At 61.4% G+C, this 20,817-nt stretch carries 16 protein-coding genes, 1 other RNA gene and 1 pseudogene; 8 read left to right on the top strand and 10 right to left on the bottom strand.

The annotated features are described in order from the left end of the window. Positions 1–175: 175 nt before the first annotated feature. Positions 176–775, bottom strand: coding sequence for a hypothetical protein (locus M2375_RS19115; RefSeq protein ID WP_259169557.1), 600 nt, complete (start codon positions 773–775; stop codon positions 176–178). Between M2375_RS19115 and M2375_RS19110 the strand changes: the two genes are divergently transcribed. Then, a complete protein-coding gene (locus M2375_RS19110; protein WP_259169556.1) occupies positions 758–922 on the top strand; it encodes a hypothetical protein in 165 nt (54 codons plus the stop codon). The genes M2375_RS19115 and M2375_RS19110 overlap by 18 nt on opposite strands. Positions 923–1,068: 146 nt before the next feature. Here the strand turns inward: M2375_RS19110 and M2375_RS19105 are convergent, their stop codons facing one another. From M2375_RS19105 to gyrA, 9 genes are all read right to left on the bottom strand, one after another. Beyond that, positions 1,069–2,994: a gamma-glutamyltransferase family protein gene (locus M2375_RS19105; RefSeq protein ID WP_259169555.1), complete on the bottom strand. Its 1,926-nt coding sequence runs from the start codon at positions 2,992–2,994 to the stop codon at positions 1,069–1,071. Positions 2,995–3,121: 127 nt separating this feature from the next. After that, a complete protein-coding gene (locus M2375_RS19100; protein WP_259169554.1) occupies positions 3,122–4,765 on the bottom strand; it encodes an alkaline phosphatase in 1,644 nt (547 codons plus the stop codon). 202 nt (positions 4,766–4,967) lie between these two features. Then, a complete protein-coding gene (locus M2375_RS19095; protein ID WP_182324174.1) occupies positions 4,968–5,294 on the bottom strand; it encodes an integration host factor subunit beta in 327 nt (108 codons plus the stop codon). 126 nt (positions 5,295–5,420) lie between these two features. After that, positions 5,421–7,103: a 30S ribosomal protein S1 gene (rpsA, locus tag M2375_RS19090; RefSeq protein WP_259169553.1), complete on the bottom strand. Its 1,683-nt coding sequence runs from the start codon at positions 7,101–7,103 to the stop codon at positions 5,421–5,423. Between the two features lie 200 nt (positions 7,104–7,303). Beyond that, positions 7,304–9,391 carry a bifunctional 3-phosphoshikimate 1-carboxyvinyltransferase/cytidylate kinase gene (locus tag M2375_RS19085; RefSeq protein WP_259169552.1) on the bottom strand — a complete coding sequence of 696 codons (2,088 nt, stop codon included), beginning with the start codon at positions 9,389–9,391 and terminating at the stop codon, positions 7,304–7,306. Positions 9,392–9,524: 133 nt separating this feature from the next. Then, positions 9,525–10,421, bottom strand: a complete 897-nt coding sequence (locus M2375_RS19080) for a prephenate dehydrogenase/arogenate dehydrogenase family protein (protein WP_259169860.1) — start codon at positions 10,419–10,421, stop codon at positions 9,525–9,527. A gap of 22 nt (positions 10,422–10,443) precedes the next feature. Beyond that, complete coding sequence (gene pheA, locus M2375_RS19075; RefSeq protein WP_259169551.1) at positions 10,444–11,544, bottom strand: prephenate dehydratase; 1,101 nt, start codon at positions 11,542–11,544, stop codon at positions 10,444–10,446. 99 nt (positions 11,545–11,643) lie between these two features. Beyond that, positions 11,644–12,747 carry a 3-phosphoserine/phosphohydroxythreonine transaminase gene (gene serC / locus M2375_RS19070; RefSeq protein ID WP_259169550.1) on the bottom strand — a complete coding sequence of 368 codons (1,104 nt, stop codon included), beginning with the start codon at positions 12,745–12,747 and terminating at the stop codon, positions 11,644–11,646. Positions 12,748–12,850: 103 nt separating this feature from the next. After that, positions 12,851–15,757 carry a DNA gyrase subunit A gene (gyrA, locus tag M2375_RS19065; RefSeq protein ID WP_259169549.1) on the bottom strand — a complete coding sequence of 969 codons (2,907 nt, stop codon included), beginning with the start codon at positions 15,755–15,757 and terminating at the stop codon, positions 12,851–12,853. 227 nt (positions 15,758–15,984) lie between these two features. Between gyrA and ompA the strand changes: the two genes are divergently transcribed. From ompA to M2375_RS19030, 7 genes and pseudogenes are all read left to right on the top strand, one after another. Further along, positions 15,985–16,641: an outer membrane protein OmpA gene (ompA, locus tag M2375_RS19060; protein WP_259169548.1), complete on the top strand. Its 657-nt coding sequence runs from the start codon at positions 15,985–15,987 to the stop codon at positions 16,639–16,641. Between the two features lie 84 nt (positions 16,642–16,725). Then, positions 16,726–17,436 (top strand): bifunctional 2-polyprenyl-6-hydroxyphenol methylase/3-demethylubiquinol 3-O-methyltransferase UbiG, encoded by a 711-nt coding sequence (ubiG, locus tag M2375_RS19055; protein ID WP_259169547.1) that lies wholly within the window; start codon positions 16,726–16,728, stop codon positions 17,434–17,436. Then, positions 17,436–18,101, top strand: a complete 666-nt coding sequence (gene gph, locus M2375_RS19050) for a phosphoglycolate phosphatase (protein WP_259169546.1) — start codon at positions 17,436–17,438, stop codon at positions 18,099–18,101. Before ubiG ends, gph begins: the two co-directional genes overlap by 1 nt. A 12-nt stretch (positions 18,102–18,113) precedes the next feature. Continuing rightward, positions 18,114–18,491, top strand: a transfer-messenger RNA (tmRNA) gene (gene ssrA / locus M2375_RS19045). 204 nt (positions 18,492–18,695) lie between these two features. Then, positions 18,696–19,232 carry a phage integrase central domain-containing protein gene (locus tag M2375_RS19040; RefSeq protein WP_259169545.1) on the top strand — a complete coding sequence of 179 codons (537 nt, stop codon included), beginning with the start codon at positions 18,696–18,698 and terminating at the stop codon, positions 19,230–19,232. A gap of 42 nt (positions 19,233–19,274) precedes the next feature. Next, on the top strand, positions 19,275–19,937 hold the full coding sequence (locus M2375_RS19035) for a site-specific integrase (RefSeq protein ID WP_259169544.1): 663 nt from the start codon (positions 19,275–19,277) through the stop codon (positions 19,935–19,937). Between the two features lie 177 nt (positions 19,938–20,114). After that, a pseudogene (locus tag M2375_RS19030) lies at positions 20,115–20,817 on the top strand (transposase); the annotation flags it as partial.

Here is a 20,817-nt window from a genome sequence, read left to right as displayed (position 1 = left end):
CTGGTGTATGAATCTGGACAGGTACAGCTTGTCTATTTGCTTGTCGCTGCACGGTTCGTGGAGCGTGCATTGTAGAGGGCACTTGCTGAGGCCGGCAACGCGCAGCACCAGTAGCTGTGAGCAGGTGTTGCCGCAGGCCATCTAAAATGAATAAGGCCCTGGTATTTCAGTCAGTTTATTGGGGCCTTGGTTTAGCTTGTGGGTTGGCGGCAATAAACGCCTGCAAGCCCGATACCAGGTCGGGCGTATGCGCTATCTCTTTGAAGAAAGTGATATTGGCAACCCGCCACCCACTGTCATCTGCATGGACCAGATGGATGGAATCCGTCCAGGTGATTGTGGGGGATACACTCGTATTTTCCAGTTCAACCCGTACATCTGCCTGCATACCCAGTGGGTTGACGCTTTGTGCGATATCCATGGATGTAATGGTGTAACTGGTTTTCCCCTCGTACAGGCTGGTGAACATGGATCCCTCCAGCAATGCCGGCTTGTCTGTCGGGTATTCGCTTTTCGCCACGCGCTCTATGTCGGCCTTGGAGAGGTCCACCGCTTGCTGCAACAGCCTTGTCAGATCCGCTGAAAACAGGTTGCTGGCTATGGGTTGGCTGTAAAGCGCCTCGCGGTAGTCTTCGTAGGTCGCGTATAGCGTGGCAATTTTTTGTCTGATTTCGCTCTCTCCAGTTGGAGCTGCAGTAGGCTTGTCCGTTTTGACACAGGCTGTGATTAAAAAGGCAGTGCCTAAAAAGAGGAATAAATGCTTCAAGGGCTTCATGGTTTAACCGATGGGTGGGGTGATGAACACGGTATTCAAATTGACGAAATAACACATTTGACGGCCTGGATTCTGAATGCGGGCATTGGGTTCAAATATTTATTTAATGAATGGAGTGATAAAGTTCTTGTAGGTGAAAATTTCTGAAAATATCTTACCTGCAAAAAATCTCTGGGGATTCATTTTTTGAAACCAGAAGAACTCCAGCCTGTGGGTGGCCAGGTTCGCAAAAAGGGGTGTGCAAATAGAAACGAGCCGCAAGCGGCTCGTGTGTTGTTAACGCCAAAGGTTGGCTATTGGCCCATCACCACGCCTTCGCGGCGCGGGTCGGCCCCTCCAAACCACCAGGATTTACCATGCGCCTCGCCGCGCGAGATGGCCTGCAGACCGCTGGTGAGGTTCTGCTCCTTGACCTCGGCGCCCCGCGCCTGCAGGGCCTGCACGGTGGCGGCGGGGAAGCGCTTTTCCTCCAGCACGGTGGGGCCGTTGAGGCTGCCGAAGTTGGGCAGGTTGATGGCCTGCTGCGGCATCAGGCCCCAGTTGAGCATGCCGTACAAGGTCTTGGTGGTGTAGTGGATGATCCAGGCACCGCCCGGGCTGCCGGCGCTGATGACCAGGCGATCCGTGGCCTTGTCAAACACCAGGGTGGGCGCCATCGACGAGCGTGGGCGCTTGCCCGGCTCGACCCGGTTGGCGATGGGCTGGCCTTGCGCATCACGCGGCGCCAGGCTGAAATCGGTCAGCTCGTTGTTGAGCAAAAAGCCGCCGGCCAGGCCCCGGCCAGTGTTGACCATCTGGCGTGAGCCGAACTGGTCTTCGATGGTGGTAGTCATCGCAATCGCATTGCCGTAGCGGTCGACGATGCTGATATGGCTGGTGCCGTACTCCTGCTGGTAGGGCTGGCTGGCATAGGCCATTTGTACGCTGCCGGGCCGGCCAGGCTGGGCTTGCTGCATGCTGCGCGCGCCAATCAGCCGGGCCCGCTGGGCCAGGTAGTCCGAGCGTAGCAGGCTGGACCAATCGCCTGCCGGTGCGCCGACAAATGCGGGGTCAGCCACATACTGGTTGCGGTCGGCAAAGGCCAGGCGCGAGGCCTCTGCATACAGGTGCAGCCAGTCGGCCTGGGGCAAGCCGTCCGTGCCCAGGCCCATCTGGCCTGCGGGGGTGTTGCCCAAGATGCCCAGGATTTGCGCCACCGCGATGCCGCCTGAGCTGGGGGGCGGAAAGCCGCAGAGGCGGTAGCTGCGGGTGGATGCGGGCTGGCTGGCGGGCGCGCCTGCTGCGCTGGGCGAGTAATCGCTGCACAGGGCCTGACGCTTGATGGGTTGGTAAGCGGCCAGGTCGGCCATGCTGAGCTTGCCAGGGTTGCTGGCATGGCCTTGCACCTTGCGCACCATGGCCTCGGCCACCGGGCCTTCCAGCAAGGCCTTGGAGCCGTGCTGGGCGATGCCCTGCAGCACGGCGGCGTACTCGGGGTTCTTGAGCAGATGGCCTACCGGCCAGGGCTTGCCGCTGGCATCCAGAAAATAGCCGCTGGCAACCGGGTCCTGGCCCAGAAATTTCTCTTGTGCGGTAAGGGCGTTCAGGCGCGCACTGACCTTGAAGCCGTCGGTAGCGAGGCGAATCGCTGGCGCAAACAAGCTGGCCCAGGGCAGTTTGCCATGCTCCTTGTGCGCCATCTCCAGCATGCGGATGGCGCCGGGCACGCCCACTGAGCGACCGCCCACAACGGCCTCATGGAAGGCCATGGGCTTGCCGCCCTGCATGAACAGGTTTTCGTCGGCCGCCATGGGGGCGACTTCACGGCCGTCATAGGCCTCGACCTTGCTGCCCTGCGCATGCAGCAAAAATGCGCCGCCACCAATGCCACTCGATTGCGGCTCAACCAGGCCCAGCACCAGCTGCACGGCAATGGCCGCATCAATGGCCGAGCCGCCCGCCTGCAGCACCTGGTAGCCGGCATCGGTGGCCAAGGGGTTGGCGGCAGCGACGGCGAATTGCTCGGTGGCCCAGCCTGGCTTGTCGGTCCAGCCGGAGCTGCCTTCGGGTTGATCGGCCGCTGCCGGGGGCTGGTATTGCAGGCTGGGCGGGCTGCTGCAGGCGGCCAGCAAGGCCGCCGTGGCAACGGCTGCCAAAGACAGTGACCAGCGAGTGGCCGGGGTGCTGGAGGATGGCAGATGCGGGCGGCGGGTGCGTGACTCCGGGGACAGTCGTGGCATGGCAATCTCCTTGTTGTGGCGGCAATGTTTGGCATGCTAACCGCTTTGCTGCCGCAGGCGTAGCGGACGGCGCCGGTATTCGATTGCAGAATGTAGGCCGCCCGGGCCCGCTGCAGCGCTGCAGAGATCAGGCCCACTGGGGGCCGGCCACCTGGTCCTCCACCACAAAGCGGGCCAAGGTGTGCGCGGCACTGTCCGCATACTGCGGTTGGTTGACGACGCGCAGCTGGGTGGTCCAGAGTTTGGGGCTGATGTCGCACAGGCCATAGCCGCGTTCATCGCAGCGGGCCAGTAGCACATGGGGGTTGTGGGCGACGATGGCATCGACCCGGGCCTGGGTGGTGCCAGAGTGTGCGCTGATCGAGGTGCCGCAGAATTCGCTGGCCAACACCTGCTCGGGCTTGGCGGCCTCCGGGTCATGGATGCGGCAGACATAGTTCTGGTGGATGTCGCCGCCCAGCAGCACGGTGTTACGCAACTGCGCTTGGCCAATGGCGCGCAGCAGGCGCTGGCGTGCGGCGGGGTAGCCGTCCCAAGTGTCGGCACTGGTGCGGCCACTTGGAAAGGCGCGCTCTGCAAACAGGGTTTGTTGGCAGATGACGCTCCAGCGCCGGCTCTCAGGCTTTGCCGCGCTGTTGCCCGCCAGCTGGCCAGCCAGCCAGCGCTCTTGGCTCCAGCCCAGAAAACTGCGGCGGTCGCTTGCCAGATCGGCGCAGTCTGCGGCCTTGACGGAGGCCGGGCTTTTGCCCATGGGCGCACGGCAGGCCTGGAGGTCGCGGTACTGGCGCGCATCCAGCACCCATAGCTCGGCCAATGCGCCCCAGCTTTGCTGGCGGTACAGCGGGGTACCGGCCGCTGGCATGGCCAGCCCGGCCTGCTTGTAGGCGATCGAGGCGCGCAGTGGCATGTTCTCGTAAAACGCCTGGTAAGCCGCCAGGCGCTTGGCAGCAAAGGCCTGGACCTTGCCCACGCCATAGTCGCCCACATAGTTGTCTTCCACCTCATGGTCGTCCCAGGTCACAAGCCAGGGGCAATGGGCATGCATGGCCTGCAGGTCCGGATCGCTTTTGTGCAGCGCATAGCGGTCGCGGTAGTCCTGCAAACTGACGGGATAGGCCAGCGGTTGCAGGCGAGCGAGCTGGCTGCGCTTTTGCTTGGCGGGGGATTTGGGTGAGGCGTATTCGTAGATGTAGTCGCCCAGAAAGACCACCAGGTCGGGATCGTCCTCCCGGGCATGGCGCCAGGCGGCGTAGTAGCCATGCTCCCAGCGCTGGCAGGAGGCATAGACCAGGCGCAGCTGTGCGACGGCAGCGCCTGCGGCGGGGGCGGTGCGGGTGCGGCCGGTGGCGCTGGTCTGGCCCTGGCAGTGAAAGCGGTAGTAGTACCAGCGCTCAGCCTCCAAGCCCTGGGCCAGCACATGCACGCTGTGGCCGCCATCGGGCGTGGCCATGGCCTCGCCCTGGCGCACGATCTGGTGGAACTGGGCGTCATGGGCCAGCTCCCAGTGCACCGTCTGTGGGCGCAGCAGCGGCGCATGGCTGCTGGGCAGCAAGCGCGTCCACAGCACGACGCTGCTGGCATCGGGCTCGCCACTGGCGACGCCCAGGCCAAACAACTGCTCGGACACCGGCCAGGGGGCCATGGCAAGCGTTTGCGCATGGGCCGTGGTGCCAAAGTTGGCGGCCAGCCCAAGCGCGCCCAGGCCTTGCAGCCATTGGCGCCGGTTGGGCGGTTGTGGGAAGGAGGTGTCTGGTGGTGGGGGCTGCTGCATGGTGCCAACGCAAAGATTGCGCAGCATAGCGCGTGCCCCGGCTCCCAGCTTGTCACACAGGTATGCCGACAAGCGCCGGGCAGGGGACGGCAGAGGGGTGCTGGCCCGCCAGGCCATGAAAAAACGCTCCACAGTGGAGCGTTCGTTGGTCAACCAGAAGCAGGGGCCGCTGCACCCGTAGGCGGCCGCCGCAGCCAGCGCTTTATTCGTCGTTGTTCTTGGGGCTTGCTGCCGAGGTCAGGATATTGCTCGGGTCGTCCACCGATTCGCGCAAGGCCTTGCCGGGCTTGAAGTGGGTGACGCGTTTGGCGGGCACCTGCACGGCTTCACCGCTGCGGGGGTTGCGGCCCAGGCGCGGTTGGCGATGGGTAATGGTGAAGCTGCCAAAGCCACGGATTTCGATGCGTTGTCCGCGTACCAGGGAGTCTTCGATGGCCTCCAGAATCGTTTTGACGGCCTGCTCCGCATCCCGCTGCGTCAGCTGGTGGAATCGAGCGGCAAGCTCTTCAATCAGATCGGATCGGGTCATACGAATGTGGAATCTTCGTGAATCAAATAATCAAAGCATTGGTGGGCGCACTGGGCGCCCACCTTGTCTGCAAGCTACCGACTATACCAAGACGGGCAAGGCATGGGTCGGTAGCGGGGCCGTCAATTACTTGTCGGCGTCCAGCTTGGCGCGCAGCAGTGCGCCCAGGCTGGTGGTACCAGCATTTTCCTTGGACGATTGCTGCGACAGCGAAGACATGGCTTCTTGCTGCTCAGCGTGGTCCTTTTGCTTGATGGACAGGGAGATGCTGCGGCTCTTGCGATCCACATTGGTCACCACGGCGGTAACTTCATCACCTTCCTTCAGCACGGAACGGGCGTCTTCCACGCGGTCCACCGAGATTTCGGAAGCACGCAGGTAGCCGACGATGTCGTCGCCCAGGTCGATTTCAGCGCCCTTGGCGTCCACGGTCTTGACCTTGCCGGTCACGATCTGGCCCTTGTCGTTCACGGTAGCGAACGTGGTGAATGCATCGCTGTCGAGCTGCTTGATGCCCAACGAGATACGCTCACGGTCCACGTCCACGGCCAGCACGATGGCTTCCACTTCCTGGCCCTTTTTGTAGTTACGAACAGCGGCTTCGCCGGTTTCGTTCCACGACAGGTCAGACAGGTGAACCAGACCGTCGATGCCGGAGGCCAGGCCCACGAACACGCCGAAGTCGGTGATCGACTTGATCGGGCCCTTGACGCGGTCACCACGCTTGGTGTTCTGCGCGAATTCTTGCCATGGGTTGGCCTTGCACTGCTTCATGCCCAGGGAGATGCGACGCTTGTCTTCGTCGATTTCCAGAACCATGACTTCGACTTCGTCGCCCAGGGTCACGAGCTTGGAAGGAGCAACGTTCTTGTTGGTCCAGTCCATTTCGGACACGTGCACCAGACCTTCGATGCCTGGTTCCAGTTCCACGAATGCGCCGTAGTCAGCAATGTTGGTGACCTTGCCGAACAGACGGGTGCTCGATGGATAACGGCGCGAAACGCCCATCCATGGATCGTCGCCCATTTGCTTCAGACCCAGCGAGACACGGTTCTTTTCGGTGTCGAACTTCAGGATCTTGGCAGTGATTTCTTGGCCAGCGGTCACCACTTCGGATGGGTGACGCACGCGGCGCCATGCCATGTCGGTGATGTGCAGCAGGCCGTCGATACCGCCCAGGTCCACGAACGCACCGTATTCGGTGATGTTCTTGACCACGCCTTGAACGATGGAGCCTTCCTTGAGGGTTTCCATCAGCTTGGCGCGCTCTTCGCCCATCGAGGCTTCCACCACAGCGCGGCGGCTCAGCACCACGTTGTTGCGCTTGCGGTCGAGCTTGATGACCTTGAATTCCAGGGTCTTGTTTTCGTAAGGGGTCAGGTCCTTGATCGGACGGGTGTCGATCAGCGAGCCTGGCAGGAACGCGCGGATGCCGTTGACCAGAACGGTCAGGCCGCCCTTGACCTTGCCGGAGGTGGTGCCGGTCACGAACTCGCCCGATTCCAGCGCCTTTTCCAGGGCCAGCCAGGAAGCCAGACGCTTGGCGGTGTCGCGCGACAGGATGGTGTCGCCGTAGCCGTTTTCGATGGAACCGATAGCCACGGACACGAAGTCGCCCACTTGGACTTCGATTTCGCCCTGGTCGTTCTTGAATTCGTCGATTGGCACATAGGCTTCGGACTTCAGGCCGGCGTTCACCACCACGAAGTTGTGCTCAACGCGCACGACTTCAGCAGTGATCACTTCGCCAGGACGCATTTCGGTGCGTGTCAACGACTCTTCAAAAAGGGCGGCAAAAGATTCAGACATGTATTTCCTTAGACACGGGCAGGTTTCCGGCAGCACTGTTGCTGACGTTTTTATGGCTGGCCGTGCAGGTTGTGTGGTTGTGACACCACGGGGTTCAAAGTTAAACAACCCGGCAACCCATGGCGGTTAGATCCACCAGTAGAAGGTTGCAGGGGCGGGTAACACCGCTGGGAAGACAGGCTCAAGGTGCGCTGGGCGCCTCAGGCCTGCTCTTTGCCAAACGGCTGTCGCTTTTCCCACCAGGACAGCACCTGAGCGACCGCGTTGTCCACGCTCATCTCGGAGTTGTCCAGCAAGAATGCATCCTGCGCTGCGTGCAAGGGGGCGGTGGCGCGGTTCATATCGCGCGCATCACGCGCCTCCAAGTCAGCACGAAGGTCGGCTATTGTAGCCGGTATTCCTTTTTCAATCAACTGTTTATGGCGGCGCTCGGCGCGCTTGGCCGCGCTGGCCGTCAGATAGACCTTCAAAGGGGCGAGCGGGAAAATCACCGTGCCCATGTCGCGGCCGTCAGCGACGAGGCCGGGCAGCTGGCGAAAATCATGCTGGGCCTGCACCAGCGCCTGGCGCACGGCGGGCAGCGCAGAGACCAGCGAGGCGTTCATGCCGGCCTCTTCGCTGCGGATGGCCAGGCTGATGTCTTCGCCGTCAAGCCGCACTTGCTGGTTGGCGCCAAACTGGATGTCGAGCTGCGCAATCAGCGCGGCGATCTGGCTGGCATGCTCGGCATCGATGGGAATGCCGGCGCGGGTGGCGGCCAGGCCGGTGATGCGGTAGAGCGCGCCCGAGTCGAGCAGGTGGTAGCCCAGCTGCTCGGCCACGGCTGCGGCCACGGTGCCTTTGCCCGAGGCGGTGGGCCCATCGATGCAGATCACCGGCACGGAGCCAGGCACCGCACGCACGGCCGAGAACATGGCCTCGAAATAACCGGGGAAGGTTTTGGCCACGCACTTGGGGTCTTCAATGCGCACCGGCAGGCCGGCCGGGTTGAACGCAGCCAGCGAGAAGCACATGGCCACGCGGTGGTCGTCATAGGTGTGGATGCTGGCGGGCTTCCAGGCCTCGCGGTTGGCGGGTGGGGTGATGGTCAGGTAGTCCGCGCCTTCCACCACTACGGCGCCGAGCTTGCGCAGCTCGATGGCCATCGCGGTCAGGCGGTCGGTTTCCTTGACACGCCAGCTGGCGATGTTGCGCAAGGTGGTGGTGCCATTGGCATACAGCGCCATAGCGGCCAGGGTCATGGCCGCATCGGGGATGTGGTTGCAGTCCATGTCGATGGCCTGCAGCGGCCAGGCGCCCCGGCGGATCTCCAGCCAGTTGGGGCCGCTGGTGATGGCGGCGCCCATGGCGCGTGCGGCATCGACAAAGCGGATGTCGCCCTGGATGGATTGCGCGCCCACGCCCATGACCTTGACGACCCGGTCCACACTGGAGGTGCCGCCTTGCGCATTGGGCTTGCTGCCCTTGCTCGCGGCAATGGCGCCCAGCGCGATGAAGTAGCTGGCCGAGGAGGCATCGGCCTCGACATGGATCTCGTGCGGGGACTGGTAACGGCTGCCAGCGAGCACGGTAAAGCGCTGCCACTGCTCGTTCTTGATGGGGATGCCAAAGCGCTTGAGCAGCTCCAGGGTAATGTGGATATAGGGCTTGGAGATCAGCTCGCCTGCCACTTCGATCACGATGTCCTGCTGGGTGGCGACCAGGGGCAGCGCCATCAGCAGCGCGGTGAGGAACTGGCTGGAGACATCGCCGCGCACGGTGATGGGCGTGTTCAGGTGCAGCTGCGCGGCCGTTATCGGCTGGATGCGCAGCGGCGGAAAACCGTCGTTGCCCAGATAGTCGATCTTGCAGCCCAACTGGCGCAACGCATCGACCAGATCGCCAATGGGGCGTTCGTGCATGCGCGGCACGCCACTCATCTCAAAATGGCCACCCAGCAAGGCCAGCGCTGCGGTGAGCGGGCGCATGGCGGTGCCGGCATTGCCCAGGAACAGCGCGGTGCTGCGGGCTGCGAGCGCCGGCGTCAGCTGGCCTGCGATACCGGTGATGTGGTAGCTGTTGAGATGGGCCGGATCGGTGCTGCGCACCACCGCGCAACCCAGCTGCTCCAGGGCCCGGAGCATGACCTGGGTGTCATCGGAGTCCAGCAGGTCGTGGATGGTGGTGGTGCCCGCGCTCAGCGCGGCCAAAAGCAGCACACGGTTGGAGATGCTCTTGGAGCCGGGTAGCTGCACTTCACCATGGGCGCTTTGCAAGGCGGGGATATCGAGAAATGCGGTGGAGAACATGGCGGGCTCTGCTGTGGGGTGGTGGCGCCAGGCCTGCAGCAGGCGGCGCGGTGGTCGCAAAAAGAAGGTGGCGCTGCCTCTGTCATCAGGCAGCGCCACTGGCTATTATCGGTCCCCCGGTCTGGGTAGCGATCTAGGCTGCAGGGGTTTTGTGCTTGGACAGCGACTCGGCGGTGTAGAGCTTGCCCTGCTTCCACTGCGAGCGGGTGCCGCTGGCTTCGCGCAGCAGTTGCTCCAGCTTGGCCTGGTCGTCGGTCAGCAGGGCGGCCTCGTAGTTGCCCAGCATGTGCTGCAGCGACTGGATTTGCTTGAGGATTTCGCTGCGATTGGCCAGGAAGATATCGCGCCACATCTGCGGCTCGGCCGCTGCGATGCGGGTGAAATCACGAAAGCCCGGGCCGGCCAGGGACAGCATGCGGTGCGCACCGTCTTGCGACAACAGCGAGTTGATATAGGCCATGGCCACCAGGTGGGGCGCGTGGCTGCTGGCGGCCAGCGCCGCATCATGCTGCTCGGGCGCCATGCTGGTCACATGGCTGCCAATGGCCTTCCAGATGGCTTCGGCCTGGCGCAGCTGGGCCACCTTGGTCAGCTCGGTGGGGGTGAGCACCACCTGTGCGTCGCGGTAGAGGTTCACATCGGCATGGTCCACGCCGAAGACTTCCTTGCCGGTGATGGGGTGGGCGGGCACAAAGCAGCCAAAGCGGTCACGCAGCGCGCGGCGCGCAGCGGCCACCACATCCATCTTGGTCGAGCCCACATCCATCACCAGGGTGTCAGGGTTGATCAGGTGCTTGATGTTGGTCAGGGTGGACTCGGTGGATGCCACCGGGATGGCCAGCAGCACCAGATCGGCACCCGAGACGGCCTGCAAGGCCGAGCTGGCTTCCTCATCGATGACGCCCATCTGGCGCGCACGGCTGGTGGTGGACGGCGACTTGCTGTAGCCCACAATGCGTTTGACCAGCCCCGCCCGTTTGGCTGCAAGGGCAAATGAGCCGCCCATCAGCCCGCAGCCGATCAGCGCCATATGTTCAAACTTTTTCACCGATTCAACCCCCGACTGGATAGGCGCCGAGCACCTTGTAGAACGCACACAGCGCGCGCAGCTCTTCGAGGGCCTTGGCCACATGGGGCTGCGACGGGTGGCCGTCCAGATCAATATAGAAATAGTATTCCCACTGGCCGGTGCGGGCCGGGCGGGATTCGAAACGCGTCATTGACACGCCGTGCTTGCTCAGCGGCATCAGCAGCTCATGCACGGCGCCGGGGCGGTTAGGCACCGAGACGACCAGGCTGGTGCAGTCCTTGCCCGTGGGCTCGGGCGTGGCCAGCGTGTGCGGCAGGCAGATGATGGCAAAGCGCGTGCGGTTGTAGGCGTCGTCCTGAATGGCGTGGCTGATGATGTGCAGGCCATATTGCTGCGCAGCGCGCTCGCTGGCGATGCCGGCAATATTGGGGTGCAGGGCTGCCAGGCGCGCGCCCTCGGCATTGCTCTCAACCGGGCGGCGCTCGGCATGGGGCAGGTGTTTGGACAGCCAGCCTTGGCATTGGGCCAGCGCCTGCGGATGCGCGGCCACCACGTCAACGCCTTCAAGCGAGTTTGTGGTGCGCATCAGGTTGTGCCGGATCAGCAGGCTCACCTCGCCCACCACATGGCAGGGCGTGTGCAGGAACATGTCCAGCGAACGGGTGACCACGCCTTCGTTGGAGTTCTCCACCCCAACCACGCCAAACTGGGCACTGCCCGAGGCGGTGGAGTGGAAGACCTCTTCAAAACTGTTGCAGTACTGGATATCGGCGGCACCACCGAAATACTGGATGGCGGCCTCTTCGCAGAAGGTGCCAGCCGGGCCCAGTATGGCCACGCGCTGGGGTGACTCCAAGGCCAGGCAGGCAGACATGATCTCGCGCCAGATGGCCGAGACATGGGCGGCCTTCAAAGGGCCGGGGTTGGCGTTCTCGATTTTCTGGATGACCTGGGCGACACGGTCTGGCCGGAAAAAGGGCGTGCCTTCGCGTTTTTTCAGCTCGCCCACACGTTCGGCGACCAGGGCGCGCTGGTTCAGCAAAGTCAGCAGCTGCGTGTCGAGATTGTCGATCTGGACACGCAGCACGGCGAGTTCGGGGGACGCTTGGGGTGGAGTGCTCATGGTTGTCTGGGTGCGGTGCGGGCAGCTATTGGGGAGAAAGCTGCCAGCCGGTAAGAATAACGTAAGAGTGTTTCCAGGGTACAACCTGGGCGCAGGGTATCAGCTTTGTTTTTCAAAACTTTGCATGTAGCCGACCAGCGCCTGCACGCCTGCCATCGGCATGGCGTTGTAGATGCTGGCACGCATGCCGCCCACCGACTTGTGGCCTTTGAGCTGCAACAGGCCGCGCGCCTTGGCCCCCTCCAGAAAAGCCTGGTTGCGGGTTTCATCCTTGAGGAAGAACGGAATGTTCATGCGCGAGCGGCAGTCGCGCGCCACGCGGTTTTCGTAGAGCTGGGAGCCATCAATGGCCTGGTAGAGCAGCTCGGCCTTGGCGATGTTGCGCGCCTCCAGTGCGGCAACGCCGCTGGCGGCACCTTCTTGCTGGCGCAGGATCCATTCGAAGGTCAGGCCGGCGATGTAGATGCCCCAGGTGGGCGGCGTGTTGTACATCGATTGGTTGTCTGCCACCAGGCGGTAGTTGAAGGCGCTGGGGCACATGGCCATCGCATGGCCGAGCAAATCATCGCGCACGACCACCAAGGTCAGGCCCGCGGGGCCCAGGTTTTTCTGTGCGCCGCCAAAGGCCAGGCCTACACGGCTCCAGTCCACGCTGCGCGATGCCACATGCGACGAGAAATCGATCACCAGCGGCGCCTGGCTGCCCAGGCTGGCCAGATCCGGCAGCTGCTGGAACTCCACGCCATTGATGGTTTCGTTGCTGCAGATGTGCACATAGCGTGCGTCGCTGCGCAACTTCCAGCTGGCAGCGTCGGGGATATGGGTAAAGCCCTGGGCTTCGTCGCTCGCGGCCACGGCGGCGTCGCAGAACTTGCCTGCTTCCTTGGTGGACTTCTGGCTCCAGCTGCCGGTCACGACAAAATCCACTGCGCCGCCTTGCGACAGGTTCAGCGGCACGATGGCGTTCTCGGCCAGACCGCCGCCTTGCATGAACAAGATGTGGAAGTTGGCGGGCACAGCCAGCAGCTGGCGGAAATCTGCCTCGGCCTTCTCGCAGATCGAGATGAACTCCTTGCCTCGGTGGCTCATCTCCATCACGCTCATGCCGCTGCCGCGCCAGTCCAGCATCTCGCTGGCCGCTTGCTGCAGCACGTCTTCGGGGATGGCGGCCGGGCCGGCCGAGAAGTTATAGGGGCGTTGCATGGAAGGCCTTGTTGGCTCGCACGGCGAGCAGTGATAGCTATAAAAATGAGAGCAAAAATGGGCAGGAAAAAGCCATGTCGCAACATGGCTTTTTCGGTAGGGCTTAGGCGCCGTCTGCGGGGTTCTGGGTATCGGTGCTGTCGGTGTTGCCCGTGCTGTTTGCACCGTCTGCACCTTCCGCGCCTTCCGCGCCATCTGCAGCCTCTGCGCCTTCTGCGTTCTCGTCGGCCTGTGCATCGTTCTCCACAATGCGCTGCAAACCGCTGAGCTTGGCGCCGGCATCCAGGCCGATCAGGGTGACGCCTTGCGTGGCGCGGCCCATCTCACGGATCTCGGCGACGCGGGTGCGTACCAGCACACCGGTGTCGGTGATCAGCATGATCTGGTCGTCCGGGCTCACCAAGGTGGCGGCGACCACCTTGCCATTGCGTTCGGATTGCTGGATCGCAATCATGCCCTTGGTGCCACGGCCGTGGCGGGTGTACTCCATGATCGAGGTGCGCTTGCCGTAGCCGTTCTCGGTCGCGGTCAGCACGCTGTGCAGGGTCTCGCGGGGCTGCTCGCCCAGTGCGGTAATGGCAGCCAGGTCGGCGGCTTCCAATGCGGCACGTGCCTCTTCGATTTGCTTTTGCACGGCCTCGATATCGGCGGCCGGTGCTTGGGCATCTTGCAGTTCCTTGTCGCGGATCTGCAGGTTGTCCAGCGCGTCCTTGGCCTTGCGGGCTTCGACTTCGGCGGGGTGCTGCTCGGCCACCAGCATGGCGATCAGGTTCTGGCTGTCGTCGATGTTCATGCCGCGCACACCGCGTGCATTGCGGCCCATGGGGCGCACATCGTTTTCGTCAAAGCGCACGGCCTTGCCGCCATCGCTGAACAGCATCACATCGTGGCGGCCGGCAGTCAGCGCTGCGCCAATCAGCACATCACCATCGTCCAGGCCCACGGCAATAATGCCGGCCTTGCGCGGGTTGCTGAACTCGTCCAGCGAGGTCTTCTTGACGGTACCCATGCGGGTGGCCATGAAGACATAGTGATCGGCCGGGAAGCTACGGTATTCGCCGGTGAGGGGCAGGACCACGTTGATCTTCTCGTCGTCTTGCAGTGGGAACATGTTGACGATAGGGCGGCCGCGCGAGCCGCGCGAGCCAGCGGGCACTTCCCAGACCTTGAGCCAGTACAGGCGGCCCCGGTTGGAGAAGCACAGCAGGTAGTCGTGCGTGTTGGCGATAAAAAGCTGGTCGATCCAGTCGTCTTCCTTAGTCGCCGTGGCCTGCTTGCCGCGCCCGCCGCGCTTTTGCGAGCGGTACTCGCTCAGCGGCTGGCTCTTGATATAGCCGGTGTGCGACAGGGTCACCACCATGTCGGTGGGGGTGATCAGGTCTTCGGTGGACAGGTCTTGTGCGCTGTACTCCACCTGGCTGCGGCGTGCGCCCAGCTTGGTCTGGCCGAACTCGGTCTTGATGGTGACCAGCTCTTCGCCAATGATGGTGGAGACGCGCTCTGGCTTGGCCAGGATATCGAGCAGGTCTTCGATGACCGCCATGATCTCTTTGTATTCGGCAACGATCTTGTCTTGCTCAAGGCCGGTCAAGCGCTGCAGACGCATTTGCAGGATTTCCTGCGCCTGCGTTTCGGACAGGCGGTAGAGGCCGTCCTGCTGCATGCCGAATTCCACTTCCAGACCTTCGGGGCGGTAGTCATCGGCACTGATCACGCCGCCATCGGTGCGGGTGCGGGTGAGCATCTCGCGCACCAGCTTGCTGTCCCAACTGCGCGTCATCAGCTCGGCCTTGGCGACCGGGGGGGTCGGGGCGTTGCGGATGATGGCGATGAAGTCATCGATGTTGGCCAGGGCTACGGCCAGGCCTTCGAGCACATGGCCCCGGTCGCGTGCCTTGCGCAGCTCAAACACGGTGCGGCGCGTGACCACTTCGCGGCGGTGTTCCAGGAACACCTTGATCAGGTCCTTCAGATTGCAGAGCTTGGGCTGGCCATTGATCAGGGCCACCATGTTCATGCCAAAGGTGTCCTGCAACTGGGTTTGCTTGTACAGGTTGTTCAGTACGACCTCAGGCACTTCACCGCGCTTGAGCTCGATGACCAGGCGCATGCCGGATTTGTCCGACTCATCCTGGATATGGCTGATGCCTTCGATCTTCTTCTCATGCACCAGCTCGGCCATGCGCTCTTGCAAGGTCTTCTTGTTGACCTGGTAGGGCAGCTCATCAACGATGATGGACTGGCGCTGGCCCTTGTCGATATCTTCGAAGTGAACCCTGGCGCGCATCACCACCTTGCCTCGGCCGGTGCGGTAGCCTTCCTTGACGCCATTGATGCCGTAGATGATGCCGGCCGTGGGGAAGTCTGGCGCAGGCACGATCTCCATCAGGTCATCGACCGTGGCATCGGGGTGGTGCAGCAGGTGCAGGCAGGCATCCACCACTTCGTTCAGATTGTGCGGCGGAATATTGGTGGCCATACCCACCGCGATACCGGCCGATCCATTGATCAGCAAATTGGGCACGCGCGCCGGCAGCACCAGCGGTTCGCTTTCCGAGCCGTCATAGTTGGGCCCGAAGTCGACCGTTTCCTTGTCGATATCGGCCAGCATCTCGTGGGCGATCTTGGACAAGCGGATTTCGGTATAACGCATGGCTGCCGCGCTGTCACCGTCCACCGATCCGAAGTTGCCCTGGCCATCCACCAGCATATGGCGCAGCGAGAAATCCTGGGCCATGCGCACGATGGTGTCGTACACCGCACTGTCGCCGTGTGGGTGGTATTTACCAATCACGTCACCCACGATACGCGCGCTCTTCTTATAAGGGCGGTTCCAATCGTTGTTCAGCTCATGCATCGCATACAGAACCCGGCGGTGCACCGGTTTCATGCCGTCGCGGGCATCTGGCAGCGCACGGCCCACGATCACGCTCATCGCGTAATCGAGGTAGCTGCGGCGCATTTCCTCTTCCAGGCTGATCGGCAATGTTTCTTTAGCAAACTGGGTCATAGTGCTGGCATAGGTGGCGAAGTACAAGAGGCATTTTAGGCGCAAGCTGATGTTGCATGTCGGCAACATTCTAGGCCCAATGCGCTTTTGTCTTACCGTTGGCGCTACAGATAACTATGGCGATCCGGTACGCCTATGGCACAATAAGTAAGAACGTTTTTGGTGATGGTCACTGACGACGTCTTGATTCGCAGCGCGGCTGCGGCTTTTTCCCCAAGAGGAGAACCATGAAGAAACTGAACAAAGTGGCGATGTTGTTTGCCTCTGCAGCGCTTGCAACCGCCGCTGGAGCACAAATTAAGGCTGCTGACGGCGGCAAAGTAGTTGACAACTGGCAAAACGGCAGCGGTGAGCTGGTCTGGAAGAACGGTACCAACGAACTGTGCTGGCGTGATGCTAACTGGACCCCTGCTACTGCTGCTGAAGGCTGCGACGGCGCTTTGGTGAAGGCTGCTGAAGCTCCTGCACCAGCACCTACTGCTGCCCCAGCTACTCCAGCACCTGCTCCAGTCGCTCCTCCTGTGGCTCAAATCCAGAAGGTTACCTACGCTGCTGATGCATTCTTCGACTTCGACAAGTCGGTGCTGAAGCCAGAAGGCAAGGCTAAGCTGGACGATGTGGCTTCCAAGGTGAAGAACATCAACCTGGAAGTCATCATCGCTGTGGGTCACACCGACTCCATCGGCTCTGATGCTTACAACCAGAAGCTGTCCGTGCGTCGCGCTGAAGCTGTGAAGGCTTACCTGGTGTCCAAGGGCATCGACAAGAGCCGCGTGTACACCGAAGGCAAGGGCGAAAAGCAACCAGTGGCAGACAACAAGACTGCAGCTGGCCGCGCCAAGAACCGTCGCGTGGAAATCGAAGTGGTGGGCACCCAGAAGTAATTCTTCTGCCCATTCGCAAAAAAGCCCCATTCGTGGGGCTTTTTTTATGCCTGAATGCGCCCGCAGATGGTGGACAATCAGGCCATGAACCAGACTGTGAATGCCGATCCGGCCGAATTGGCCAAGTTTTCCGAACTCGCCATGCACTGGTGGGATCCGGACAGTGACTTCAAACCGCTGCACCAAATCAACCCGCTGCGATTGGAGTGGATCAATGCCATCAGCCCTTTGAGCGGTCAGAAAGTGCTGGATGTCGGCTGCGGCGGCGGCATTCTGAGTGATTCGATGGCGCGCAAGGGAGCGACCGTTACCGGAATCGACTTGGCCACCAAGGCCTTGCGTGTGGCCCAGCTCCATGCACTGGAGGCGCAAACCCCTAATATCACTTACCAGGAAATCGCCGTCGAGACCCTGGCCCAGCTGCAGCCCGAGAGCTTCGATACTGTCACCTGCATGGAGATGCTTGAGCACGTGCCCGATCCGGCATCGGTGGTGCAGGCTTGCCATGACCTGGTCAAGCCCGGCGGCTGGGTGTTTTTCTCCACCATCAACCGCAATGCCAAGGCCTTTGCGCTGGCGATTGTCGGCGCCGAGTACATCCTGCAGATGCTGCCCAAGGGCACGCACGAGTTTGCCAAGTTCATCCGCCCCTCAGAGCTCGCCCACTACTGCCGCAGCGCCGGCTTGGTGCAGCACCATAGCAAGGGCCTGCAGTTCAATCCGCTGACGCAACGTTACTGGCTCAATGAAGACACCAGCGTCAACTACATGATCGCCACCCGAAAGCCCGGCTGATGCAAAGATCCATACGCGCCATTCTGTTCGACCTAGACGGAACCCTGATTGACAGCGCCCCTGACCTGGGCGCCGCCGCTGACCAGATGCGGGTGGCAAGGGGCCTGCCGTCGTTGCCGATGGCCGATTACCGGCCGTTTGCCGGCTCGGGCGCGCGGGGTATGCTGCGGGTGGCCTTTGGCATGCAGCCCGAAGATGCCGAGTTCCCCGCCATGCGCGAAGAGTTCTTTCAGAACTACGAGCGCCGCATGACCCAGGACACCACCGTGTTTGACGGTGTGGCCGACATGCTGGCCCGCATTGTGGCGCAGCAGCTGCACTGGGGCGTGGTGACCAACAAATCCAAGCGCTTTACCGAGCCGCTGTCGCGCCAGATGGCCTTGTTTGCCAGCGCTGGTGCTGTTGTCAGTGGCGATACCACCCCGCATGCCAAACCCCACCCCGAGCCGCTGTTTGAAGCGGCGCGCCGGATCGGCGTCGATCCGCAGGACTGCGTCTATGTCGGTGACGACGAGCGCGACATCATCGCGGGCCGGGCTGCTGGCATGCACACCGTCGCTGCCGTCTATGGCTACCTGGGCGAAAAGCAGTCGGTTGCGCATTGGGAGGCAGATGATGTCATCAATTCTCCACACGAGCTCTTGAAACGGCTGAATCTGGCCTAAAATAGCGAGCATGGGGCTGTCCTGGTTTCGACGTGGGTTCGGGATCGGTGTGGTGCATGTCGAGCTTGAATGACGCTCGTAAATCTCCGTTCAAAAAACTAACTGCAAACGACGAACGTTTCGCACTCGCCGCTTAAATCCGGTGAGCCTTGCAACAGCATGTTGATGGGCTGGGCAAGGGGGTAGCAATACCTCCAGGCTGCAAGGGAATTTTCATCAGCTGGTCGTCTACCGGGTACCTTGGTAGATGACAAGATCTAAGGGTACTGGCTTGCGATGCAGCGTGTGTCTGCGCGGCATTTCGGGCGAGATTCAAATCAGAACACTAAACATGTAGATCTGCTCGACGAAGGCTGACGGACGCGGGTTCAATTCCCGCCAGCTCCACCACCATACTGTCCAAAGGCGTTCACTGAAATCCAGTGAGCGCCTTTTTTCTTTATTGAATCAATGGCTTGCGGTCTAATCTAGTCCAATGGTGTCCCATGGCAGCCAAGCGCTGACCGGGGAACGTATCGGGGAACAAATACCTGTAAAGTGTGCGTAACGGGGATTGTTCCCCGGTTCGTCTGTTCCCCGTTTGGAGCCTTGGACATGTTGACCGATAAGCAATGCAAAAACGCTACCTGCCCACCAGATAAGAAGCGAGCGCGCTTCACCGATTCGCTTGGCCTGTACCTTGAGGTCAGTCCATCGGGTTCCAAGCGCTGGTTCTGGAAAACGTACTTTGATGGCAAGGAGGGGCGGATGGCGCTGGGGAGCTATCCTGCTCAGAGCCTGGCTGATGCGCGCAAGGCTCGCGATATCGCCAAGTTGAAAAAGGCAGATGGCATTGATCCTGTTCAAGAACGCAAGCTTGAAAAACTGAAGGGCTCCCGAAGTGGTGGAGATACCTTTCAGGCCATTGCCCTCGAATGGCATGGCAGGCAGGTTGATCAATGGAGTGAAACCCACGCAGGGCGTACGAAGCGTCAATTGGAGCGTGATCTCTTCCCCTGGATTGGTGATCGGCAAATGGCCAGCATTGAGCCAATGGAGCTGCTTGCGACACTGCAAAAAATTGAAGAGCGGGGGGCCTTGGAAACAGCAGATCGTGCATTGATGCTGTGCCGTCAGATTTGGCGCTACTAGTTGCCCACAGCGGGGAACACCCAGCGCGATATCACCGTCGGATTGAAGAACCGACTGACGCCGTACCGGGGAACAAATTTCCCTGCAATTGTTGAGCCAAAGCGGTTTGGTGAATTGCTGCGTGCAATGCATGTCTACAAAGGCAGTCACACCGTGCGAACGGCGCTTTTGCTGGCACCTTTGCTATACCAACGTCCAGGAAACCTTCGCACGATGGAATGGGCAGAAGTGGACCTTGATGCCGCGCTTTGGACAATTCCCAGCATGAAAATGAAGCGCACGAAGGTAGAAAAGGAACAGGGAGAGCCACATGTGGTTCCGCTACCGACGCAGGCTGTAGAGCTGTTGCGAAACTTGCAAGCGCTGACGGGGCGTGGCACCTATGTATTCCCAGGGCAGCGTGATCATGAAAGGCCGATGTCCGATAACTCTGTTCGAAGTGCTCTGTATTCGCTAGGGTTCGGAACTGAGCAGTCATGGCATGGCTTTCGAGCCAGTGCGCGGACGATGTTGGTTGACCAGTTAGATCTTGATCCTTTGGCTATCGAAGCCAATCTGGCTCACGCGGTCAAAGACTCCAATGGGCGCAGCTATAACCGGACTCAGTATCTGAAAAAGCGGTTTGACCAAGTACAGGCGTGGGCTAACTACCTTGACCGGCTGCGTTTTGGCGCGGAGGTTGTTCCTCTGGTGCGACAGGCATAAATATCTGATGAACGCTGTGGGGCGAAGTTGGCTAATGCTTGCCGGTGAATGACAGATATGCAGCGGTTGCTGCCTCTCATGGCCTCATCGCGTGCGTTCGGTCAAACCTCATAGTGACCCTGCCTCGATTTCACGTACAGCAAAAAGTTGGTAACTTCAGCTGTATGGAGAATCGAGATGCAAAGTAGCAAACTGCCCAGGCGGCAGTACACGGATGAATTCAAAGTCGAGGCGGCCAGGCTGTCCGAATCGGTTGGCGGCCATGAAGCGGCGCGCCGATTAGGTGTTCCAGTGGCGACACTGGGCAACTGGATGCGACGTTCTGTCGCCGCTGCTAAAAACGTACCTGACGTGGCGTTGGGCTCTGCAGCGGTGCCCACGCGCCGGCCCGTGAGCGAGCTGGAGGCCGAAAACAGTCGACTGCGCCGGGAGTTGGCCGACGCGAAACTGGACGTGGAAATATTGCGAAAAGCGACGGCGTACTTTGCAAAGGTGTCGCGATGAAGTACGCCTGGATCGAGCATTATCGCGACGAGTACACGGTGAGCCGGCTATGCCGGGTGCTGTCGGTATCGCGATCAGGATACTGTCAATGGCGCGTGCGAGCGCCCAGCGCACGGGCTTTGGCCAATCAGGCTCTGGATGCCAAGGTGAGGGTCATTCACCGCGACAGCCGCCGCAGCTATGGTCGCCCGCGTATCACGCAGCAACTTCGCCAGCACGGCGAATGCGTAAGCGCCGAGCGGGTGCGCCAAAGTCTTCAGCGCCAAGGGCTGCGTCCGGTGTACCGCCGGGCGTATGTGGTCACCACCGATTCTGATCACCGACTGCCGGTGGCCGCCAACATTCTGCAGCGACGCTTTGACGGCTGGCAGCCTAA

This window comes from Comamonas sp. BIGb0152, from assembly GCF_024809975.1.
Lineage (GTDB): Bacteria > Pseudomonadota > Gammaproteobacteria > Burkholderiales > Burkholderiaceae_C > Comamonas.
This window is presented reverse-complemented; position numbering and strand designations above follow the sequence as displayed.